At 67.6% G+C, this 21,866-nt stretch carries 19 protein-coding genes and 1 tRNA gene; 12 read left to right on the forward strand and 8 right to left on the reverse strand.

The genetic code is table 11. The features are described from left to right. The first annotated feature begins 4 nt into the window (after positions 1-4). The gene (locus DMC61_RS36120) at positions 5-607 is read left to right on the forward strand and encodes a hypothetical protein (RefSeq protein ID WP_125695014.1); all 603 of its coding nucleotides are present in this window, start codon (positions 5-7) and stop codon (positions 605-607) included. Here the strand turns inward: DMC61_RS36120 and DMC61_RS36125 are convergent. Further along, a complete protein-coding gene (locus DMC61_RS36125) occupies positions 604-1,737 on the reverse strand; it encodes a CU044_5270 family protein (RefSeq protein WP_125695015.1) in 1,134 nt (377 codons plus the stop codon). The genes DMC61_RS36120 and DMC61_RS36125 overlap by 4 nt on opposite strands. Then, a complete protein-coding gene (locus tag DMC61_RS36130; protein ID WP_199750180.1) occupies positions 1,724-2,353 on the reverse strand; it encodes an RNA polymerase sigma factor in 630 nt (209 codons plus the stop codon). The genes DMC61_RS36125 and DMC61_RS36130 overlap by 14 nt, the downstream gene beginning before the upstream one ends. 158 nt (positions 2,354-2,511) lie before the next feature. Between DMC61_RS36130 and DMC61_RS36135 the strand changes: the two genes are divergently transcribed. The 4 genes from DMC61_RS36135 (at position 2,512) to DMC61_RS36150 (ending at position 5,704) form a co-directional block, all read left to right on the forward strand. Further along, positions 2,512-3,165 (forward strand): C39 family peptidase, encoded by a 654-nt coding sequence (locus DMC61_RS36135; RefSeq protein ID WP_125695017.1) that lies wholly within the window; start codon positions 2,512-2,514, stop codon positions 3,163-3,165. A 91-nt stretch (positions 3,166-3,256) separates the two neighbouring features. After that, entirely contained in the window at positions 3,257-4,213 is a 957-nt protein-coding gene (locus DMC61_RS36140) for a glycoside hydrolase family 6 protein (RefSeq protein ID WP_125695018.1), read from the forward strand. A gap of 165 nt (positions 4,214-4,378) precedes the next feature. Then, positions 4,379-5,431, forward strand: a complete 1,053-nt coding sequence (locus DMC61_RS36145; RefSeq protein ID WP_125695019.1) for an exo-alpha-sialidase — start codon at positions 4,379-4,381, stop codon at positions 5,429-5,431. Beyond that, positions 5,432-5,704 carry a MoaD/ThiS family protein gene (locus DMC61_RS36150; RefSeq protein WP_016337690.1) on the forward strand — a complete coding sequence of 91 codons (273 nt, stop codon included), beginning with the start codon at positions 5,432-5,434 and terminating at the stop codon, positions 5,702-5,704. Between the two features lie 46 nt (positions 5,705-5,750). Here DMC61_RS36150 and otsB read toward each other — a convergent pair whose 3' ends face one another. From otsB to DMC61_RS36165, 3 genes are all read right to left on the reverse strand, one after another. Then, entirely contained in the window at positions 5,751-8,279 is a 2,529-nt protein-coding gene (otsB, locus tag DMC61_RS36155; protein ID WP_016337689.1) for a trehalose-phosphatase, read from the reverse strand. A 36-nt stretch (positions 8,280-8,315) separates the two neighbouring features. Beyond that, positions 8,316-9,767: a trehalose-6-phosphate synthase gene (locus DMC61_RS36160; RefSeq protein WP_016337688.1), complete on the reverse strand. Its 1,452-nt coding sequence runs from the start codon at positions 9,765-9,767 to the stop codon at positions 8,316-8,318. 81 nt (positions 9,768-9,848) lie between these two features. Further along, complete coding sequence (locus tag DMC61_RS36165; RefSeq protein ID WP_125695020.1) at positions 9,849-11,414, reverse strand: threonine/serine exporter ThrE family protein; 1,566 nt, start codon at positions 11,412-11,414, stop codon at positions 9,849-9,851. A 149-nt stretch (positions 11,415-11,563) separates the two neighbouring features. Between DMC61_RS36165 and DMC61_RS36170 the strand changes: the two genes are divergently transcribed. Beyond that, the gene (locus tag DMC61_RS36170) at positions 11,564-13,132 is read left to right on the forward strand and encodes an alkaline phosphatase (protein ID WP_255431761.1); all 1,569 of its coding nucleotides are present in this window, start codon (positions 11,564-11,566) and stop codon (positions 13,130-13,132) included. 44 nt (positions 13,133-13,176) lie between these two features. Then, positions 13,177-13,249 (forward strand) — tRNA-Thr (locus tag DMC61_RS36175). A 92-nt stretch (positions 13,250-13,341) separates the two neighbouring features. Here DMC61_RS36175 and DMC61_RS36180 read toward each other — a convergent pair. From DMC61_RS36180 to DMC61_RS36190, 3 genes are all read right to left on the reverse strand, one after another. Continuing rightward, positions 13,342-14,235, reverse strand: coding sequence for a TIGR03619 family F420-dependent LLM class oxidoreductase (locus tag DMC61_RS36180; RefSeq protein ID WP_125695021.1), 894 nt, complete (start codon positions 14,233-14,235; stop codon positions 13,342-13,344). A 124-nt stretch (positions 14,236-14,359) separates the two neighbouring features. Further along, positions 14,360-14,734, reverse strand: coding sequence for a hypothetical protein (locus tag DMC61_RS36185; protein WP_125695022.1), 375 nt, complete (start codon positions 14,732-14,734; stop codon positions 14,360-14,362). A gap of 164 nt (positions 14,735-14,898) precedes the next feature. Beyond that, positions 14,899-15,996 carry a hypothetical protein gene (locus tag DMC61_RS36190; protein WP_125695023.1) on the reverse strand — a complete coding sequence of 366 codons (1,098 nt, stop codon included), beginning with the start codon at positions 15,994-15,996 and terminating at the stop codon, positions 14,899-14,901. A 930-nt stretch (positions 15,997-16,926) separates the two neighbouring features. On the opposite strand from DMC61_RS36190, the gene DMC61_RS41270 reads away from it, so the two are divergent. The 5 genes from DMC61_RS41270 (at position 16,927) to DMC61_RS36210 (ending at position 21,865) form a co-directional block, all read left to right on the forward strand. Next, entirely contained in the window at positions 16,927-17,085 is a 159-nt protein-coding gene (locus DMC61_RS41270) for a hypothetical protein (RefSeq protein WP_158634156.1), read from the forward strand. After that, positions 17,082-17,906 (forward strand): hypothetical protein, encoded by an 825-nt coding sequence (locus tag DMC61_RS36195; protein WP_125695024.1) that lies wholly within the window; start codon positions 17,082-17,084, stop codon positions 17,904-17,906. The genes DMC61_RS41270 and DMC61_RS36195 overlap by 4 nt, the downstream gene beginning before the upstream one ends. 102 nt (positions 17,907-18,008) lie before the next feature. Continuing rightward, positions 18,009-18,800 (forward strand): SRPBCC domain-containing protein, encoded by a 792-nt coding sequence (locus tag DMC61_RS36200; RefSeq protein WP_125695025.1) that lies wholly within the window; start codon positions 18,009-18,011, stop codon positions 18,798-18,800. Between the two features lie 32 nt (positions 18,801-18,832). Continuing rightward, positions 18,833-19,612: a DUF3800 domain-containing protein gene (locus DMC61_RS36205; RefSeq protein WP_125695026.1), complete on the forward strand. Its 780-nt coding sequence runs from the start codon at positions 18,833-18,835 to the stop codon at positions 19,610-19,612. Between the two features lie 105 nt (positions 19,613-19,717). After that, complete coding sequence (locus tag DMC61_RS36210) at positions 19,718-21,865, forward strand: germacradienol/geosmin synthase (protein ID WP_125695027.1); 2,148 nt, start codon at positions 19,718-19,720, stop codon at positions 21,863-21,865. Position 21,866 lies beyond the last annotated feature (1 nt).

The following is a 21,866-nucleotide window of genomic DNA, read 5'->3' on the forward strand; positions in this document are numbered from 1 at the left end:
ACAAATGGTGGTCAAGGTGGCTTCGTTCGGTGAAGCAAGGGATGCGGTGGTTTCCCGTGTCGAAAACGTGCCGTTCACGGTGGCGTGGGTGCCCTGCAAGATTGCCGGATCCGGCCTCTGGTTATGCATTGAAGACCGAAAAAAGGGCTTCGCCGGCGGCTATGTCGAATTGAGGATAGATCCCATGTCGGCGGAAATCGTCGGCCTTTCGGTGCTCAGAAATCCAGTTGCCTCGACCCATGAGTCGGCGAGTGATACCGACGACCTGCCGGTTGTTTCGATCGGAGACCTTCCGAAAATTGCCTTCGGCCCCAAGGTGGATGTGTCGATGTGGGAGCCAGGGCCACGTCGAATTCCACGGCGGGCGGTCGTGCAAGAAGCCCGAAATCTCGAATCCTGGCGACTGCGAAACGGAATCTACATTTCGTTCTCCGAAACGAAGCCGAAGAAGAAGATCCCCTGTGGTCCCGTCGAATTCGTGGTGGACGAGGGATGTGACCTGGTCGGGATCGTGGTTATGGCAGGTGATGGTCACCGCGGCCGCCTTGATGACCGGCCTGGCCGGTGTAACCGCCGTGCCGGGGATGAACAAGTGGAAGGCGCTTAGCTGGGCTCGGGGCCGTCGTCGTCGGTGATCACCACCGAGATCGTCGTGTCGAACAGGGTCAGCCCCGGCCAGCCCTCCCGTATGTCGTTCGACCGGACGGCGCGGCTCCCGACGACGGCCGCCGTCGCCCGGTCGACGATGAACGTGCGTGTCCGGTCGGGCATCGTGACCGAGAACGACAGCGCGGGCCGTCCGTCAGGAGTCGTCACGGTCTCCAGGGCGATGCCGGGCATTCTCGCGAGCGCTTTGCACAGGGCCACCCGCTGCGCGCCGAAGCCCTGGGACGAGCGGAGCACGTTGAAGGCCATCTCGAACATCTCGGGCGCCGAGTTCGGCTGTTCCGCGGGACGGCCGTCCGGCCAGATGCCGTCGTGGCGGAGCCGGTCGGCCATCTTCCCGGGGTCGATGGGCAGTTCCTTGAGGAAGTCCGTGGCGGGGTGTGTCCAGCCGCTCTCCGAGGGCAGCCGGTCCTGGGGTGGGAGGGCCGGAGGTGGCGGTGGCGACGTCGTGGTGGTGGTCGGCGGCGGCCCGTCGTTCACGCTGACCGAGGACGACGGGCCCGGCAATGCTTCCCCGTTTCTCTTCGCCGTCTGGTAGTCGCCCTTGATCCAGCGGATCTCGCCGGTGCCGGTGAACCGGCTCTTGACCGGCTTCCAGCCCGGCGCCGGCAGCCAGCGTTCGAGGATCTCGTGGGTCTGGTAGACCAGCCCGGACTTGGTGACGCGTGTGGTCCAGGTGGATTCCGTGACGAGCCGGTACTGATCGTCGCGGAGCGGGAAGTCGTCGCCGTGGAGGGATTCGAGCGCGTCTTCGTTCGGCCCGACGACCGAATGGTCCGCCGGTGCCGGGCCGTCGCCGCCGGTGAAGGCGTTCGTCGCCACGATCCCCCCGCCGGACACCAATGCGGCGGCGGCCGCGGCGGCGATCCATCGCCACGCGCCGGACCGTTTCCTCGCCGGGGGCGCGAGTGTCGGGAGCAGTTCGTCCTCGACCTCGCCGGCGGCGCGCAGGAGCGCCGCCCTCGCACGGGACAGTTCGTCCCGCCGGGTTTCCGGTTCGGCGTGGAGGCAGGCCAGCGCCTCGTCGAGTTCCGCCTCCGACCACACCTTCCTGACACTATCGCCGTGCACTTTCGCCCTCCTCCTGTTCGCTCGATCCGTCCTTTGTGGACTCCGGTGCGTTGGCGCGCAGCCATCTCCGGATCCGGTGCAGCCGTGATCTCACCGTCCCGGCGGGAATCCCCAGCGCCTCGGCGACCTCGCCGGGATCCAGGCCCGCCCACGAGACCAGCAGCAGGGTGTCGCGGTCCGCGACGCTCAGCTCGGCCAAGGCGCCCGCCAGCTGGGCCGCGCGGGACTGGGCATCGACCCGCTCGGCGACCCGGCTGTCGTGCCCGGCCGAGACCGTCCGGTCGACGGCCGCGAGCCGGGCCGTCGCGTTGAGGGCCCGCATCTCGGTGCGGACATGATGACGCAGCAGGTTCGTCGCGATGCCGTAGAGCCACGCTCGCGCTGTCCCGGCCTCCGGGCGGTACGTCTCGCGCCTCCGGAGCGCCACGAGGAACGTTTCGGCGACGAGGTCGTGCGCGGTCTCCGTGCCGACGCGGCGCGCGAGATAGCGCTGCAGCGGTGCCGCGTGGGCGTCGAAGAGCATGCCGAAGACGGGTGCGGGATCGGGGCCGCCCAGATCCGGCCTGTCCGGTCCACGCGAGCCGGCCTGCTCGTGATCGTCTTTCATCACCTGCACGATCGCTCTTGCCCGATGCCCCTCCCAGCGTTCATCCGATCCTACTTTCGTCGTGGGCCGAACGGGGAAAGCGCAGGTGAAGCCGCAGACAAAAGCCGCGCGACCGGAGATCATGTTCACTATTCACCATTCAAAAGTGAAACTGGGGAAGGATTACCATGCGTCGACTCAGGATCGTGGTCGTCGCCGCACTCGCGGCGTCCGCGCTGATCACCGCTCCGGCGGTGGCCGTCGCTCAAGGTGAAACAGTCGTCGATGTGGAGTCGATGGCGCCGCCCGCCAAGGTCGAAGGGGTCAGGGCGGCCGCCGAACTCAACATCCAGTACCAGATCCAGGAGACCGGGTACTGGTGCGGCCCGGCCGCCACCCGGATCGCCATTTCGGCCAAGAACGGCAATCCGCCGAGCCAGCAGCAGCTCGCGAACGAACTGCCGACCACCACCAACGGCACCGACTGGATCGGGCAGGTCACCCGCGTCCTCAACAACCACGTCGCCGGTGGCTGGTACGAGACCAAGGAGATGCCGAACGACCCGCCGACGCAGGCGCAGCGCGACCTGCTGTGGCGCGACATCGTGCTGGACATCGACAAGGGCTACGCGATCGTCGCGAACATCGTCGCCCCGGCGAACAACCACCCGCCGGGCTACCCGAACTACACGATCTACCACTACTTCACGATCATCGGCTACAACAGCGACAACATGACGGTGAAGATCGCCGACCCGGCCAACTTCGGCGGCAACCAGATCTACTGGCTCACCTTCAACCAGCTCGCCACCCTGATCCCGCCGAAGGGCTACTCGGCCTGACCCACGCCGCGTTTCGTCCTCTGGATGCGTCCGGAGGACGAAACGCGTGGGTTGTACGAATCTTGTACGGGAGGGCCCGAAGCTGGGGCACATGCGCATCAAGACGCTCGGTCTGCTGGCCGCCTCTCTGCTGGCCCTGGTCGCCACGCCGGCCATGGCCGCCGACGGCAACCCGCTCGAGAAGACCAACGGCTTCTACGTTGACCCGAACTCCAACCCCGCGGTCTGGGTCAGGGACCACCCGGGCAGCACCGCCGACAAGATCAAGGCCGCCATCTCCACGAAGGCGGGCGCGCGCTGGTTCGGCAACTGGAGCGGCGACGTCAAGAAGGCCGTCGACGGCTACACCTACGCCGCCGACGTCGCGGACAAGCTGCCGATCCTGGTCGCCTACAACATCCCCGGCCGCGACTGCGGCGGTCACTCCGGTGGCGGCGCGGGCAGCCCGGAGGCCTACCGCACCTGGATCTCGAACTTCGCCGACGGCATCGGCGGCAAGCCCGCGGTCGTCGTCATCGAGCCGGACGCGCTCGCGCAGGTCGACTGCCTGCCCACCGGTGAGCGCCAGACCCGCCTCGACCTCCTCAAGTACGCCGCGGAGCAGTTCGCCGCGAAGGCCCCGAACACCTGGGCCTACATGGACGGCGGCAACTCGACCTGGATCCCGGCCGCGACCATGGCCGACCGGCTCAACGCCGTCGGGGTGAAGTCGATCCGCGGTCTCGCGATCAACGTGTCGAACTACAAGACCACCACCGACTCGGCGAACTACGGCAAGGCCGTCAGCGCCGCGCTGTCGAGCAAGTACGGCTACACCAAGCCGTTCGTGATCGACACGAGCCGCAACGGCAACGGCCCGCTGGGCTCCGAATGGTGCAACCCGGCCGGGCGCAAGCTCGGGGCGACCTCGCAGACCGGCGGCGGCGCCGAGATGCTGCTCTGGGTCAAGGTGCCCGGCGACTCCGACGGCAAGTGCGGGATCGCGCCGAACGTCGAAGCCGGTCAGTTCAGCCCCGATCTCGCCCTGCGCCTGATCGGCGGCACCTGACCGCCCCGAAAGCCCGTCGCGCCGGCTGCTCGTCTGTGACCCTCGTTCTCCCGAGAAGGCGAAGGCCACGACCCCTTGGACAGCAGCCGGCGCGACGCCTCCATTTCCGCGCTCCGGGTAGTACGGTGACCTGGGTCACATAACCGGAGCGAGGAGGACGGCGTCGTGGAGTTCCAGCTGGGGATCGGTACCAGGAAGGGCTTGTTCCTCGCCCGCAGCGAGGATCGCGAGAACTGGGAACTCTCCGAGCCGAAGTTCCCGATGGAGGCCGTGCGCGCGGTCGCGCTGACCCCCGGCAAGATCTACGCGGCCGCGGTCAACGAGCACTTCGGACCGACCATCGCGACGTCGGAGGACTTCGGCGAGACCTGGTCCGAGCCCGATCACGCCCCGGTCGCCTTCCCCGCCGACACGGATATCGCACTCGAAGGCATCTGGCAGCTCGTGCTCGCCGGTGGCGTCGTCTACGCCGGTGTCGAGCCGTCCGCGCTGTTCCGGTCCGAGGACGGCGGCGAGACCTTCGAACTCGTACGCGGGCTGTGGAATCACGAGCACCGTCCACACTGGACTCCCGGGGGCGGTGGCCAGATGATCCACACGATCCTGCCGCATCCCACCGACTCCCAGCGGATCACCGTCGCCATGTCGACGGGCGGCGTCTACCGGACCGAGGACGGCGGCAAGAGCTGGACGGCGTCGAATCGCGGGATCAGCGCGGGATTCCTGCCCGACGAGGAACCCGAATTCGGGCAGTGCGTGCACAAGGTCGCGATGCATCCGGCCCGGCCCGAACGGTTCTACCTGCAGAACCACGGCGGTGTCTACCGCAGCGACGACGACGCGAAGACCTGGAAGTCGATCGCCGGCGGGCTGCCGAACGACTTCGGGTTCGCCATGGTCGTCCATCCGACCGAGCCGGACACCGTCTACAACTTCCCGTTGGTGGCCGACGTGCTCCGGTTCCCGCCGGAGGGCCGCTGCCGCGTCTACCGCAGCGAGGACGCGGGCGAGACCTGGACGGCGCTCGGAAACGGCTTGCCGGACGAGGATTTCTACGCCGGTGTGCTCCGGGACGGCATGTGCGCCGACGCGCGGGACGGCATCTATTTCGGCACGCGATCCGGTGAGGTGTGGGCCGGTCCCGGCGGGGGCGAAACCTGGCATCAGGTGGCCGCGCATCTGCCGGACGTGCTGTGCGTCCGGGCCCAGGTGGTCTAGATGGTCCGGGTCCTGCTGCCCGCGATGCTGCGGCCGCTCGCGGGCGGGGCGGGGACGCTCGACGTCGACGCTCCGACGCTCGACGCGGTCCTGGACTCGCTCGGCGCCGGTTTCCCCGCGCTGGAACGGCGTCTGCGCGACGAGACGGGTGCGCTGCGGCGGTACGTGAACTTCTATGTGGACGGTGAGGAGTGCCGCCGTCTGGACGGTGCGAAGACCTCGCTCGCGGAGGCGGAGGAAGTCCAGATCATTCCGTCGGTCGCCGGGGGCTGAAGGGAGCTTTCCCCGCATCGCATGCGGGGAAAGCGTCCTTCGGCTCCTACTGGGAAAGCAGGTTCGCGCACCGGATCAGCCCGATGTGCGAGTACGCCTGCGGGTGGTTGCCCAGCGAGCGCTCCGCGATCGGGTCGAACTGCTCGGGCAGCAGGCCGGTCGGGCCCGCGGCGTCGACGATCTGCGTGAACAGTTCCTCCGCCTCGGTGCGCCGCCCGGTGAGCAGGTACGCCTCGATGAGCCAGGCCGCGCAGATGTGGAAACCACCCTCGCCGCCGGGCAGGCCGTCGTCGCGGCGGTACCGGTACACGGTGGAGCCACTGCGCAGTTCCGCCTCGATCGCGGTCACCGTGGACTGGAAGCGCGGGTCGGCCGGATCGATCAGCCCGGTCAGCCCGACGAACAGCGATGCGGCGTCGAGGTCCGTTCCGTCGTAGGCGGTGGTGAAGGCCTGGACCTCTTCGTTCCAGCCCTTCTCCAGCACGTCCGCGGCGATCTCGTCACGCAGGGAAGGCCACGCGCCCGGCACCTCACGGCCGTAGACCTCACCCAGTTTGATCGCCCGGTCGATGGTCACCCAGCACATCACGCGCGAGTACACCCGGTGGCGCGGCACGTGCCGCTCCTCCCAAATGCCGTGGTCCGGCTCGTTCCAGCGCCGCGTGACGGCCTCGGCCATCGCGCGCACCATCTGCCAGTCCTCGTCGCGCAGTTCGCCGCGCGCCTCCGCGAGCGTCTGCACGAGTTCGACGACCGGGCCGAACACGTCCAGCTGCACCTGGTGGTTCGCCAGGTTGCCGACGCGCACCGGCCGCGAACCGGCGTATCCCGGCAGCGATTCGATGACCGCTTCGGCGCCGATCACGCTGCCCGCCAAGGTGTACAGCGGGTGCAGCCGTTCCGGACCGGCCAAAGTGGACAGAACGCCGTGCAGCCACCGCAGGTAGCCTTCGGCCTCTTCGGTCGAGCCGAGGTGAACCAGTTCGCGCACGGTCATGGCCGCGTCGCGGATCCAGCAGTAGCGGTAGTCCCAGTTGCGGACGCCGCCGATCTCCTCCGGCAGCGAGGACGTCGCCGCCGCGAGCACGCCACCGGTGTCGGTGTTCACCAGGCCGCGCAGGGTGAGCGCCGAGCGGCCGACGAGATCGGTCTGGACGCTGGGCAGCTTGAGCGTCCGCGCCCAGGTGCTCCAGTAGTCGCCCGCGCGGGCCCGTCGCTCCACTTCGGACAGTTCGTGCTCGCCGAGATCCGAGGTGCCACAACGGAGTTCGAGCACCACCGGGTTCTCCGGCGAGGGGGTGACGAGCGCGGTCGCGGTGTCGTTCATGCCGTCGGAGGTGATCTCCCACGTCACTCCCGGCGAGCGCAGCGCGAACGGTTCCGAGGTGCCCTGCACCAGGATCCCGTCGCCCTCGGCGACCAGCTTCACCGGCACACCGCCGAATTCGGGCCGCGGCGCGAACACGATCTCCGCCGCCGTCTCGCCCGAGATCACCCGGACGAGATCCGTGCGGTGCGCGGGGCTCTCCGGCTCGAGGTAGTCGGTGACGAGCAGCCGGGACCAGCGGGTCTCGACGGTCATCGTGTTCGGCAGGTAACGCTGCCCGAGCGGCAGGCCGTTGCGGTGCGGCTTGATCGAGAAGTGGCCCGCGCCGGCGCCGCCGAGCAGGTCCGCGAAGATCGCGGGCGCGTCGGGGCCGGGGTGGCACAGCCAGGTCAGCCGGGCGTCCGGCGTGACCAGCGCGACCGAACGTTCGTTGGCCAGCAGCGAAAGCCGCTCGATCGGCGGAGCCTGCTCGCCGTAGAGCCAGTTGCGCCGCTCTTCGAGCAGGAAGGCGAGCACCATCGCGACGTCGACGGTGTCCGGAACCCGGTACTGGGCGAGGCTTTCGCCGTCGCCGACCTTCACGCCGAGGTCCGGGCCGGAGATCCGGGCGAACGCCTTCTCGTCGGTGACGTCGTCGCCGAGGAAGACCGCCGCCGTCGCGCCGACCTGGTGGCGCAGGGTGTCCAGCGCGCGGCCCTTGTCCGTCTGGACGACCGCGAGCTCGACGACCTCCTTGCCGTCGGTCGTGGACACGCCCTCCCACTTCGAAGGTCCATTGTGGACATCGCGAAGGACCCGGCGGCCCGCCTCGTGCTCGGCGCGGCGGACGTGCACCGCGATGCTGGCGGGCTTGACTTCGAGCGAGACGCCCGGCACGTCGAGCACCAGGTTCTCCAGCTCGGCCTCCAGCCGTCTGTGGAGTTCGCGGGCCTTGTCGTCGAGCGCGTGGATGAAGCCGATGTCGAACTCGGACCCGTGGCTGCCGACCAGGTTCACCTCGGCCGGAAGGCGGGAAAGAGTGGCGAGATCACGCAGCGCGCGGCCGGAGATGACCGCGGTGGTCGTCTCGTGCAGGCCGGCCAGCGACCTGAGCGCGCCCACCGATTCGGGCAGGGGACGGGCTTCGTCCGGGTTGGCCGTGATCGGAGCCAGCGTGCCGTCGTAGTCGCAGGCGACCAGCAGCCGCGGGGTGCGCGCGACCTGAACGATCGCACGCCGCAGCTCGGCGGGCAGTGCCTCGGCGGTCAACGATTTCTCCTCGGGAAACTATGCGGGGTAGGGGGATCAGTCGGCCGGTTCGGCACCGAGCGCTTGGAGGAACGAGCGCGCCCAGCGGTCGACGTCATGCGTGAGGACCTGTCGACGCATGGCGCGCATACGGCGGCGTCCCTCTGCGGGGTCGAGCGTAATGGCAGTCTCCAAGGCGTTCTTCACCCCGTCCAGGTCATGCGGGTTGACCAGGAGCGCGCTGGTCAGCTCCGCCGCGGCGCCGGCGAACTCCGAAAGCACGAGCGAACCGCCCAGGTCGTGGCGGCAGGCGACGTACTCCTTGCAGACGAGGTTCATCCCGTCACGCAGGGGAGTGACCACCATGACGTCGGCCGCGGAGAAGAACGCGGCCAGTTCCGTCCGGTTCACGGACTGATGCAGATAATGCACGACCGGGTGACCGACGCGCGCGAACTCCCCGTTGATCCGCCCGACCATCTGCTCGATGTCGCCGCGCATCCGCTGGTAGTGCTCGACGCGCTCGCGGCTCGGCGTGGCCAGCTGGACGAACGTGACGTCCTCCGGACGGACGCGGCCCTCGTGCAGCAACTCGTGCAGCGCCTGCAACCGCAGGTCGATGCCCTTGGTGTAGTCGAGCCGGTCGACGCCGAGCAGCACCTTCTTCGGATTGCCCAGGTCACGGCGCAGCTGGGCGGCGCGTTCGGCGACGCCCTTGGTCTTGGCGAGTTTGTCGAGGCCGATGGCGTCGATGGAGATCGGGAACGCGCCGACCCGCACCGTGCGGTCGCCGACCTGCATCAGGCCGGGCCGGGTGCGGATGCCGACCGCGCCGCGGCTGGATTCGAGACCGGCCAGCTGCCGCGCCAGCCAGAGGAAGTTCTGCGCGCCACCCGGCCGGTGGAAACCGACGAGGTCGGCCCCGACCAGGCCGCGGACGATCTCGGTCCGCCACGGCATCTGCATGAACAGCTCGACCGGGGGGAACGGGATGTGCAGGAAGAACCCGATCCGGAGATCCGGGCGCAGCTCGCGGAGCATCGCCGGGACCAGTTGCAGCTGGTAGTCCTGGATCCACACGGTCGCGCCCTCGGCGGCGACCTTCGCGCTCGCCTCGGCGAAGCGCCGGTTCACCCGGACGTAGGACTCCCACCAGCTCCGGTCGAACACCGGCCGCGCCACCACGTCGTGGTACAGCGGCCAGAGCGTCGCGTTGGAGAAGCCTTCGTAGTAGTCACGGACGTCGTCCGACGTCAAGGAGACCGGGTGCAGCACCAGGCCGTCGTCGTCGAACTCCTCGACGTCGACGTCGGGCACACCCGGCCACCCGACCCAGGCTCCCTTGCGTGACCGCAGGAACGGTTCGAGCGCGGACACCAGCCCGCCAGGGCTCGCCGTCCAGCGCCTGCTTCCGTCGGCGGTCCGTTCGAGGTCCACCGGGAGCCGGTTCGCCACCACCACGAAATCCGCGGAGGCCGTTCTGCTCGTCTCGGCAATCACTTCGTCCACCAGCCGCTCCCTCGAATCGCGGGTCGCTGCCCTAAGCGGAAACCCTATCGCGCGAGGAGGCCGCGGCCCGTCGCCGAGCGATCACTCCAAGCGTCGTTCGGCGGGTTCCAGCGGACCCGCCATCCGCGGCCCGGCGAATTTGCGTTCCAGCCTGCCGAGCCCCGTGCGCACCGGTTGCGCCAGGTATTCGCCGAGTACCACACCCGCTGCCAGGGCAAGCCCGATCGCGACCGCGGTCATCAGCGTCGAGATGTTCCCGCCGGGCTCGACGCCCAATTGGTATAGACCACGATAGGTGGAGAGGCCGGGGAGGAGGGGCGTGATGCCGGACACAGCCACCACGAGCGGCGTCACCTTGAGGCGCCTGGCGAGCACGCCGCCGCAGAAACCGACCAGTGTCGCGGCGACCGCGGAGGAGCTGACGGCCTGGAAGTCGGTCAGCATCAGCGCGCCGTACACCGCGCCGCCGATCGCCCCGGCCGCTCCCGCGACGATCATCGCGCGCAGGGTCGAATACGAGGCGAGCGCGAAGCAGGCCGACGCGCCGACGCTGCCGATGACGATGATCGGCAACTGCTGCGGGGTCGAGGAAACGACCTCGGGCAGCGGGGTCAGCGGCAGGCCGAGCAGTACCGCGATCTTCAGGGCGAGCACCACGCCCGCGATCAGCCCGGCGCTCATCAGCGCGGTCTCGGTCGTGCGCCCGGCCGCCGTGACGTAGTAGCCGGTGATGGCGTCCTGCACGGCGGAAACCGTGGAGAGCCCGGACAGCAGCACGGTGACGGCCGCCGCGACGACCAGCGTGGGTTTGTCCGTGGTGAGCAGGTTGCTGCTGACTATCGCCATCGCGGACAGTGTCGCGACCAGGCCGCCGATCACCTGCTGGAAGAAGAACGGCAGCGCGAAGCGGTTCAAGAACCGGCCGAGCCGGTCGATGACCGCGCTGATCACCAGCGCGACCAGCGCGACGTCGATGCTGCCGCCGAGGATCAGGGTGATGAACGCGGCCAGTCCGCCCCAGGCGGCCGTGGCCACCCAACGGGGGTACGGGTGCGGCGCGGTCGTGATCCGCTGCAGTTCCTGCTGGGCCTCTTCGGCGCCGATGTTGCCGCGCACGATCCGGCGGACCAGGGTCTCGGTCTGGGTGAGCCGCGTGTAGTCGAGGCTGCGGGAACGGACCACGCGCAACGCCGTCACCGGGGCCATGTCGGTGCCGCGGTGGCAGGTCACCGTGATCGACGTGAAGATCACGTCGACCTCGCAGTGCGGGAGGCCGAGCGCGGAGGTCAGCGCGATGATCGTCGCGGTGACGTCGGAGGCGCCGGCGCCGCTCGACATCTGGACCTCACCGATGCGCAGGACGAGATCCAGGACGAAGTTGACCGTGGTGTCGTCCGGCGGCTGCGGGCCCATCGCCTCGTCGACGTCGACGGCGGGCTGCTCGGCCGTCGGCGCTTCGAGGATCTGCCAGGCACGGCGGCGCAGCAGGTTCGGCCGGTGCGAGCGAGCCTGGGGGATCGATCGCTCTCCGTCACGCTGGCGCGGCGCTTCCAGCAGCCATTCGCCACGTTCGGGTGTTTCGTCCTGGTTCTTTTCGGCACCGCGTTGGCCGCGCTTGGCTCCCGTGGTGTGCTCGTTGATCTTCATGATCGATCCACCTCCTCACTCTGGTTCGAGGGACTTTCCCGAGGAGCATCGGGGGCGGTGCCTCGACCGTTGCAGGAAACCCGAAGTGGCGTCCACCACGTCGGAGGAAGATCATCGCGACCTTGCCGGTTTACGGCACACTGCATGCCATGGCGTCCTCTGTGAGCAGGCGTTCCGTACTTCGCGCGGCCAGCGTGACAGCCGCCGGAACCGCGGCGGCATTCACCCTTTCGGGTGCATCTAGCGGGGCGGAGACCCCGGTTTTCGCGCATGGGGTGGCCTCGGGAGACCCGATGCCCGATTCGGTCCTTCTCTGGACCAGAGTCACCCCTTCGCCCGAGGCGGTTCCGGGATCCGGAAAAGGGGCGGTGGTGGACGTCCGGTGGGAGGTTGCCGCCGACGCCGGCTTCGCGCGCGTCGTCGCTCGCGGTCACCTTCGGACCGGGCCGGAACGCGACCATACGGTGAAGGTGACGGCGGGCGGGCTGCGCGCGGCGACCGGGTATTGGTACCGGTTCACGTCTCAGGGGAAGGTCTCGCAGACCGGCCGGACCCGCACGGCGCCTTCGCGCGACGAGGACGTCGAGAGCCTGCGCTTCGGCGTGGTCTCGTGTGCGAACTGGGCTGTCGGTCACTTCGCCCCCTACGGCTATCTGTCCGGCCGCGACGATCTGGACGCCTTCATTCACCTGGGTGACTACCTCTACGAAGGGAATCCCAACCCTGCGGGTGATCTTCGGCCTTCGGTACCGCCCAACGAGTTGATCACCCTGGCGGATTACCGGCAACGTCACGCGATGTACAAGACCGACGAGCACCTGCGGCGGCTGCACGCCCGCCACCCGATGATCGCGACCTGGGACGACCACGAGGCCGCCGACAACGCCTGGTCCGGCGGATCGCCGTCACACGACCCGGCGACCGAGGGTGACTGGGCGGACCGGATGCGGGCCGCGCACCGGGCGTACTTCGAATGGATGCCGGTGCGGCATCGCGGTGACCGGCTGTACCGGCGGCTCAAATTCGGCAAGCTGGCCGACCTGACCATGCTCGACCTGCGGACGTACCGGACCCGGCAGCCAGGCCCGGTCTCGACGGAGGACACCATCCTCGGTGCCGATCAGCGGCAGTGGTTCCTGGACGGCCTCGCGCGCGGGACCGCGTCCTGGAACCTGATCGGGAACTCGGTGATGGTCACGCCGATCAAGATCCCCGCGCTGCCCGCCCGCGAACGGCTCGCGCTCGACGACCTGCTCGACGGCCAGCCGACCACGGTCAACACCGACCAATGGGACGGCTACACCGCCGACCGCCGCCGGGTCCTCGACACCATCGCCGCGCAGGGCCGGGGCAACACGGTGTTCCTGACCGGCGACGTCCACTCGTCGTGGGCGAACGACGTGCCGCGGGACGGAGCGAGCGTCGCCGTCGAGTTCGTGTGCCCGTCGGTCACCTCGGACAACATCGACGAGCAACTCGGCGTCCCGCCGCGGACCGGCTCGCTGAAGGTCGAAGCCGCGATCCGCGCGCTGAACCCGCACGTGCGCTTCGTGGAACTCGACTCGCACGGCCCGGGCGTCCTCGAAGTGACGCCGGACGCCGTCCGGATGAACTGGTACTACGTCGCCGACCGCCGCGACCCGGCGACCGCCGTGACGTTCGCGCACGCCTTCCGGACGGTGGCCGGGGACCCGCGGGTGCGCCCTGCGGAGCGCTGAACGGGCGCCGATATACTTGCCTTGCCCAGGCTGTCCTGGGCAAGGCCGCAATAGCTCAGCTGGTAGAGCATCTGTCTTGTAAACAGAAGGTCAGGGGTTCGAGCCCCCTTTGCGGCTCAAGATCGACGTGCTGATGCCTCGCGTTTCGCGAGGCCTGTTCATGGCCCTATGGCCTCCGTTTCGTCTCCGTTTTCACCGGCGTGCCACTTTCAGCCTCGGGCGGTCAGTTCCAGCAGGCGGCCGGTGAGGTCGATGTGTTCTTCCACGCTGCTGGTCAGGTAGGTGAGGTCGACGAAGGTGTGGTCCGGCGCAAGTGCCGCGACGATCTTCGTCACCGACTCGGCGATGAGTTCCGGCTTCGTGTCCGGGGCGGCATTCACTCGCAGCGCCACGCCCAGTGTCCGCGGGTCGCGACCGGCTTGTTCGGCGTCGGCCCGGATCTTGGCCAGGGTGGAGGTGAGCATGTCGGCGGGGATGGTTTCGGGCACCGTCCAGACCGGCAGCCAGCCGTCCGCCCGCTCGGCGACCCGGCGCAGTGCCCTCTCACCGAACCCGGCCAGGTGCACGGGCGGCTTGCGTACCGGTTTCAGGTGGACGTGAGTCTCCGGAATCGTGTAGCCGATGCCGTTGTGTGCCACGGTGTCCTTGGTCCACCAGGTGTCGAGAAGGTCGAGTAGGTCGTCCAGCCGCTTGCCGCGTTCCGCCATCGGAACACCGACGGCCGCGTATTCGTCGGGTGACCAGCCGATGCCCAGGCCGGGGAGCAGCCGGCCGTTGCTGGCCACGTCGATGCTGGTCAGCAGCCGGGCGAAGTTGGCAGGCTGGTACTGCGTCGCGTTGATGGTGCTGGACCCGAGGATCGCGGTTTCGGTCACGGCGGCGGCGACGGCCAGTGCGGTGAACGGATCCTGGGCGGTCCAAAACTCCTCGGGCATGGTGTCGTAGCCCGGGTAGGCCACCTCCGGGTTTACCGGCGACAGCAACCGGTCGCCGACCCAGAGACTGGCCGCCCCGGCCTGCTCCGCCGTACGCGCGTACCGCGCGATCCCACCTGGTGTGGCCGCCGCCTTGCCGAACACCGGAAGGCTGAACCCAAGACGCATCGATACTCCCCTGAGGTATGGACGGGCCGTCTCGGCCTTGGTGCCACTAGTACTCGCATTTGGTTGCGCGTTCAAGTATCTCGGATGAAGGGACGCATGGATCGGCAGACCTTCACCGCGGTCATCAAGGCGCCGCCGTGACCGCCGCTTCCCGTGGCAGGGGCCGGATCCGGGTCAGCTGCACGAGGCTGAAGCCGAACAACAGGACGCCGAGCGGGACGTGGACCGCCGTCGCGTGCGCGATCCCGAGGAACACCTGCACCAGCGTGAGACCGAGGAACACGGCCGCGGGCAGGATCGGCTTGGCGGAGCCGCCGCCCGGCCGCCACACGAGGATCGCGACGAGCACGTGCAGCGTCGCGACGACGAACAGCGTGTAGGCCGTGGCGCTGTGCAGGGTGTGGCCACTCGGCACGGTCAGCAGGAGCCCGGCGGAGATCGGGGTGAGGAAGACGGCCAGGGTCTGCACGGCGATCGCGACGCGCAACGGGGTCGGCATGTGAACTCCTTCGTGTGGAGGTGTCACCACGTGGACGAGGGAGCCGCCGGAAACGTGACAGGGCGTTCGCGGGCCCTACGGCCGCGGTCGGCCAGTGCCGATCCGATGGCGCACGGATCGAGCGGCTGGGCGCCAGGCTTAGGGCGGCTGCCCGCCTTCGAACGTCAGCTCCCTCGATGGTGTCGGTCACGCCGGCTAGCGGCGGGGAAGGTCGCGGGCGTCTGGTCGTTGTAAAGCAAGTCTGACGTTCGCCGGCGCGCAGGTGATCCGCCGAGTTCGCGATGGTGGTCGCGAATCTTGACACTCGAACCACGATGGCGCGGAGTGGACTCACGAATTTGCTCGGCGACGAGACGGTTCAGTACCTCGTGAGACGCATGCGGATGAAGCATCCGGAGCATGGTCATGTGCAACTCTTCGAGAGCCGAGTTGCGAGCCATGAGATCGAGAAAGTCTTCACGAAGCCTTTCATGTTCACCGGCGCGGCGTCGTTGATGGGCCGTATCGCTTTGATGGGCGGCGATCTCCTCTTCGAGTTGCTCGACCTGTTCTTCGAGGCGGCGGCAGGTACGGGTTTTCATGTCCAGCAACACTTTGAGGACGTGGACCTCCTGGAGAAGAACATCGCTCTGCCGGTATGCCGCTTCGGTGCCCTTTGGTACGGGTACCAGGGGTTCTTCATCGTCGCGGTTGCGCAAAAGAGTTCGCGGAGACGATATTCCGTCAGGGGAGAACGCCGAGATGAAACGTCGGATGGTCGCCACGGTGACCGAGGACTGCTTGGCCCAGAGAGGGCGGCGGATGGCGCCTTCATATTCGGCGGAGGGAGTGTCCTTAAGGGTCGCGTCGCAGTACAAACCTGCCGCGAACGCCACGAAGTCGGGCAACTTTTCGGGGACGACCCATACCCGCAGGGTGTCGGTGATGCGCTCCCACGAGGGGATACGTACCGCGGATTTACCGAGCCATTTGCTGATCAGGCTGCGCAGGTCTGTGATCGTCTTGCCATAGGCCCAATGGCCGTCCTGGTCGGCGTATGTGGCGACCAGCTGTTCATAGGTTCCGGTCAGGCTGCCGAAGTCGTCGCTGAGGACGACGATCAAGAACAAGATGAGGCGACGCTGTTCCGGTGTCAACTGATCGGCATGTGTGAAATCGTCAGTGGAGTCGAGGCCGCTCAAGACCGTTCTTCCGCGTCGGCTTGGCCGAGTGGGCACGATCGTGCGCATGGTGACGGGCACTACCGTCATCCCGGTCGTCATTCGATCCCCTCTCGATGCGCGACTTTTCGCGCACCTCGCCAGGCCACGGGCCGGCACTTGCTTCCCTGGTGACCGCCTTGAGCCACAGCGGCCCAGACTTGCGCGGAGAAGAACCCCCGTCACTCTCCGGATCACTTCCCGATGCGGTCACGTGATCGTCCGCAAGACTACTTATGTCAGTGCAAACACCCAAAAAAGTTCCCCCATTCGTGTCTTCTTCAACTGTCGCGCATGGCTTCATCGCACTCTGTGCGCATTGAAGCGCGCAGATGCGAAAATAGTCGAATTATTCTGCGCGGGCCCGCTCGTCCCAGTGGCGAGGCAAGGTGCCGGGCCTCGGGTGGCGTTTGCGCGAACGGGTGCCCGAGGCCCGGCTTCTCGGATACTCACCCGCGTCACAGGCCTGAACCGAGAAGGCGGCAGCGCTGCGGCGATTGGTGCTTGCCGGCATCGCGCCGTGGGTTATCTAAACGCTGATCGCCTCGAATGGCCAGGCGTGAGCAAGTGATGCTCGGCGACTGTGGCGCGGATAACGGAGCCGCCCAGCGTGTTGAGCTGCGCATTGTTTTCGGAGAGCCCTGACGGCGACTAAACGGCGAGTAGTCCAGCTCACACCCGGTGGTGGTGTTGAATACTTGCCGCGCTGGGGGCACAAAAGTTCCGGACAGACACGGACGCTCGACACGTCGCATTGGCTTGTGGACCCAGGCGGGCCTCGGCTTGAATCGTGTGTCAGCGAGTCGGGCCTCCGTCGGCGTCTGGCTTGGGGTGCGCGCCCCTGATGTCGACGAACCCGGATCGTGGAGCATCTTGAATTCTCACCCGCGTCTTAGGTAAACCGATATGAAAGGTTTTCTCATGCAGTTCCCCCTGTCTCCACAGCCACGTCGTTGCTGCCGGACCGGCAGTCGCAGTGGTGCGGTCCTGGCCATGGCGACCATGGGATTCACGGTTGTTCTCCTTCGGCATGGGCTGGACGCCGCGACCGCCGCCGCGCTCGCTGTCGGCGTTCTCGTCGGCGCCCTGCGGGCCGCTCGGGCGACCATCATGTCGCCACCACGGGCCGAGGGCGTCGTCAATCCCTCGTGAGCGGCGACCTCGACCCGGCTGCGGTCGCGCTGCGAAATCTCCATCGGGAGATGCGCACTCTGCCGGTCAACGACTACATGTCGCGAATCCAGGCTTCGCTTCCCGGTATGCCGAGCGGGGTCCTTGCTTCTGCTTGGAACCCGGATGCCGAGGAATTGCTCGATGTCACGGTCTATATCGGGATCGTTCGTGCCTGCTCTGGCTCGGATGAGCAGATTCTGCGTTTCGCTCGTCTCCATCGAATCGCCAAGGATGCTCGTGATGGGCTCGCCTCGTCGTCAGACGCCGGTGAGGCGAATACGGTATTTCACCTGCGTGAAACCGACCATGCTCCGGAGGTGTATCCCGACCGCAACTATTTACTTGAGCGAATCGATTCGCAGGCCGCTTTCGTCGACTACCTGGACAGCTTGATCCGTCGCAGTGGCCTGTCCTACCGCAAGATCGCCGAGGATACAAAGCGACGCGACTGGAAGAATGCAATCTCGAAAAGCTCATTGCACGAGGTCATCCGTCGCCGGCGCTTCATTGTCAACGAGAAACAGATCCAGAACCTGATCACGGTGGTGTTGAGTACTTTCGTTTCTCGTGCTGCCCTTGATGAACGCGTGGAGGAAACCATGGATACCTGGCGGCGCTTGCTGCGCGACGAGATGCCACTGATCCCTATCTCGGCCCCCGGTGCTCCCATCACGCTGGAGGAGGTTTTGAAGGTACTCAGGCGCGAGGAGCTCAACGCCATAAACCGTGGAGACATCTCTTTTCGTGGTCTGGCCGATGCCCAGCGGGCCCTGCGTCGTCACTTCAAGTCTTGGGTGTGATGGAGGTGGTGATGGTTCCCCCGTGGCCACTACTTGACATGCAGCCGCGCGGCTGCCTAATCTGCAAAGGCAGCCGTGCGGCTGCATATCAGGGAGAGCGGCATGGACGAGGTCTTCAAGGCACTGGCCGACGTGAGCAGGCGCCGGTTGCTCGACGACCTGAACGCCCGCAACGGGCAGAGCCTGCGCGAGCTGTGCGCGGGGCTGGACATGGCGCGGCAGTCGGTCAGCAAGCATCTGGCCGTGCTGGAAGCGGCGAATCTCGTGACGACGGTGTGGCGTGGCCGCGAGAAGTTGCACTACGTGAACGCGGAGCCGATCAACGCGATCGCCGAGCGCTGGATCGACCGGTACCACCAGGGCCGGGTCGACGCGCTCGCCGACCTCAAGAAGGCATTGGAGCAGGAACCCATGAGCACCGACGAATTCGTGTACACCAGCTACATCAGGACGACGCCGGAGCGGCTTTGGCAGGCGCTCACCGATCCGGTCTTCACCAAGCAGTACTGGGGTTGCGAGTTCACCTCGGACTGGAAGGCCGGGTCGACGATGGCCTGGGAGCAGCTCGGCGTGAAGCTGGAGGATCCCGAACAGGTCGTCATCGAGTCCGACCCGTACCGGCGGCTGTCCTACACCTGGCACACCTTCACGCCGGAGTTCGCCAAGTCGGTCGGGCTCGACGACGACGTGTCGGCGAAGCTCCAGGCCGAGTCGCGGTCGAAGGTGACGTTCGACCTCGAACCCGTCGGCGACACGGTGAAGCTGACCGTGGTTCACGACGGTTTCGACCGGGGCAGCACCGCGTTGGAGATGGTCAAGGGCGGCTGGCCGTCGATCCTGTCGAGCCTCAAGTCGCTGCTCGAGACCGGCGAACCGCTGCCCGAACCCGCGTAACCCGGTCGACCGCGCCCTCGCGATCGGGCACGATGCGCAGCGTGCCCCTGGAGATCGCCTGCGACGAGTCCGGGTCCGAGGGCGAGAAACTGATCGGCGGGCGGACCGGCGTGTTCGCGCACGCGGGGGTCCGGCTGAGCCTCGAAGAGGCCGCGGCCTGCCTGGCCGAACTGCGGCGGAGGATCCGCTCGCCGGCGGTCGAGTACAAGGCGAACCACCTTCTCCGCACGAAGCACCGGCGGGTGCTCGAATGGTTCCTCGGTCCGCTCGGCCCGGTCCACGGGCGTGCCCGCGTGTACCTCGTGGACAAGAAACGGCTGCTGGCGAACGAACTCCGGGCGCTCGCCGGCCCGGGGATCCGGCCGGACGAGGAACTGCTCGCCGCGTTCAACGACGTGCTGCGCACCAGGAACCGCCGGGAGCCGTCGGCGGGGTCGTTCTTCGCGATGGCCGGGGACACCGCGGAATTGCGGGCGAAGGTCGGCCGGGCGCGTGACGCCAAAGCCCTCGATCCGCTGGTGCCCGCGATCCTCCGCGCCATCGAGTACTGGAGCGCGGGAGGCGAGCCGGTCTTCCTCGTCCACGACGAACAACCGTCGCTGAAAGGAGACCGGCTCGCCCGGATCGAGGCGAGTCCGGGATTGGCCGGGGTGAAGTTCGTGGATTCACGGACCGATCCGCGGGTGCAGGCGGCCGATTTCCTCGTCGGCGTCGCCCGCCGGATCGCCGAGGACGAATTGACCGGGAACGGTGACGCGATATTGACCGGATTGCTCGCGCCGTATGTCGATCCGGAGTCCATCTGGGACTGATTCACTCCATGGCGCACCGAATCGCTCGGGTGGACGGTTGCCCGGCGCGGCGGCGGGCTGGAAACGTCGGAACGGATCCGACCCCGGCCCGGGAGGCAGTCGCCGATGCAGGCTTTCACCTTGCCCGAGTTCTACGTGCCGTATCCGGCCAGGATGAATCCGCACCTCGAAGCGGCGCGGGCGCACAGTATGGCCTGGGCCAGGGAAATGGGGATGCTCGATTCCCCGTCGCCGTCCGGTGACGTCGTCTGGACCGAGCAGGCGCTGGCGAAAATGGATTACGCGCTGCTCTGCGCGCACACCCATCCGGACTGTGACGGGCCGTCCCTCGATCTGGTCACGGACTGGTACGTGTGGGTGTTCTTCTTCGACGACGATTTCCTCGCGCAATTCAAGTACACCCGCGACACCGAGGGCGCGAAGGCCTATTTGGACCGCTTGGAACTGTTCATGACCGGTCCGGGGGAAAGGTCGCCCGAACCGCGGAATCCCGCCGAAGCCGGGCTCGAGAACCTTTGGGCGCGCACCATTCCCGCGATGTCCGAGGCTTGGCGGCGGCGGTTCGTCACCAGCACGCACAACCTGATGGTCGAATCGCTCTGGGAACTGGACAACATCGACCGCGGCCGTATCGCGAACCCCATCGAATACGTCCAGATGCGCCGTCGTGTCGGCGGGGCGCCTTGGTCGGCGAACCTCATCGAGTTCGCCGTCGGTGCCGAGGTGCCGGACAGGATCGCGGCGACCAGGCCGATGGAGGTGCTGCGCGACACGTTCGCCGACGCAGTCCATCTGCGCAACGATCTCTTTTCCTACCAACGCGAAGTGCGCGAAGAGGGCGAGCACTCCAACGCGGTGCTCGTCTTCGAGAAGTTCCTCGACTGCCCGACGCAGGAAGCCGCCGAACTGACCAACGACCTGCTGACCTCGCGATTGCAGCAGTTCGAGAACACCGCGCTCGTCGAGGTGCCCGCGTTGCTCGCCGAACGCGACGTCTCGCTGTCCGAGCAGATCGCGGTCGGCCTGTACGTCAAAGGCCTGCAGGACTGGCAGTCCGGCGGGCACGAATGGCACACCCGGTCGAGCCGGTACATGAACGAGGGCGCGGACTCCGGTGCCGACGGGCTGGGCCTCGGCCGCCGGGTGCGGCAGCAGGCGCCGCCGCCGTTCGCGAAGACCGGGCACCTGCCGTTGCCCGAATTCCGCATGCCGTACCCCGTGCGCACCAGCCCCCACCTCGCCGCGGCGCGCGAGTACGCACCCGGCTGGGCGCGCGGGATGGGGATGCTCGAGGGCGGGGTCTGGGACGAGCGCCGGTTTCGCGGCATCGACCTGGCGCATTGCGCCGCGATGATCGATCCGGACGCGGATCTCGACGGGCTGAAACTGTCGACCGACTGGCTCACCTGGGGCACGTACGGCGACGACTACTTCCCGCTGGTCTTCGGGGCGAAACGGGACGCGGTCGCCGCGAAACTGTGCAGCGACCGGCTTTCCCTGTTCATGCCACTCGAAGGTGAGCCGGTGCCCAAGCCATCGAACCCGATCGAGGTGGGCCTCGTGGACCTGTGGGGCCGCACCGCGGGACCGCTGTCCCCGCACGCGCGCGCGGGTTTCCGACTGGCGGTCGAGAGCATGACCGCCAGCTGGGCCTGGGAGGTCGGGAACCAGGCGCAGAACCGGGTGCCCGATCCGGTCGACTACGTGGAGATGCGGCGCCGGACGTTCGGCTCCGACCTCACCAAGAGTCTTGCGCTCCTCGAACTCGGTGACGTCGTGCCCGCCGAGCTCTTCGGGAACCGCGTGCTGTTCGAACTCGACACGGCGGCACAGGATTACGCGGCCTTCTCCAACGACCTGTTCTCGTACCAGAAGGAGATCGAATACGAGGGCGAGGTGCACAACCTCGTGTACGTCGCCGAGCGGTTCCTGGAGGTGGACCGGATCGAGGCCCGCGACATCGCCGCCCGGCTGATGAACGCGCGGATGACGCAGTTCGAGCAACTCGCCGACGAGGACCTGCCGCGGATGTGCGACGACCTCCGGCTCGGCGACGACGTCCGCGCGGCGGTCACCGGATACGCGGACCACCTGAAGGACTGGATGGCCGGAATCCTGGAATGGCACCGGAAATGCGTGCGGTACACGCCGGAGGAGCTGGCACGCGTCCACGCTCCCGAGCCGCCGTCGTTCTCGCTCGTGCCGAGCGGGATCGGTATGTCGGCTTGGCGGATCGGGAGCGGGGCGCGCTGAC

Source organism: Amycolatopsis sp. WAC 04169 (assembly GCF_003947535.1).
GTDB classification, from domain to species: domain Bacteria; phylum Actinomycetota; class Actinomycetes; order Mycobacteriales; family Pseudonocardiaceae; genus Amycolatopsis; species Amycolatopsis keratiniphila.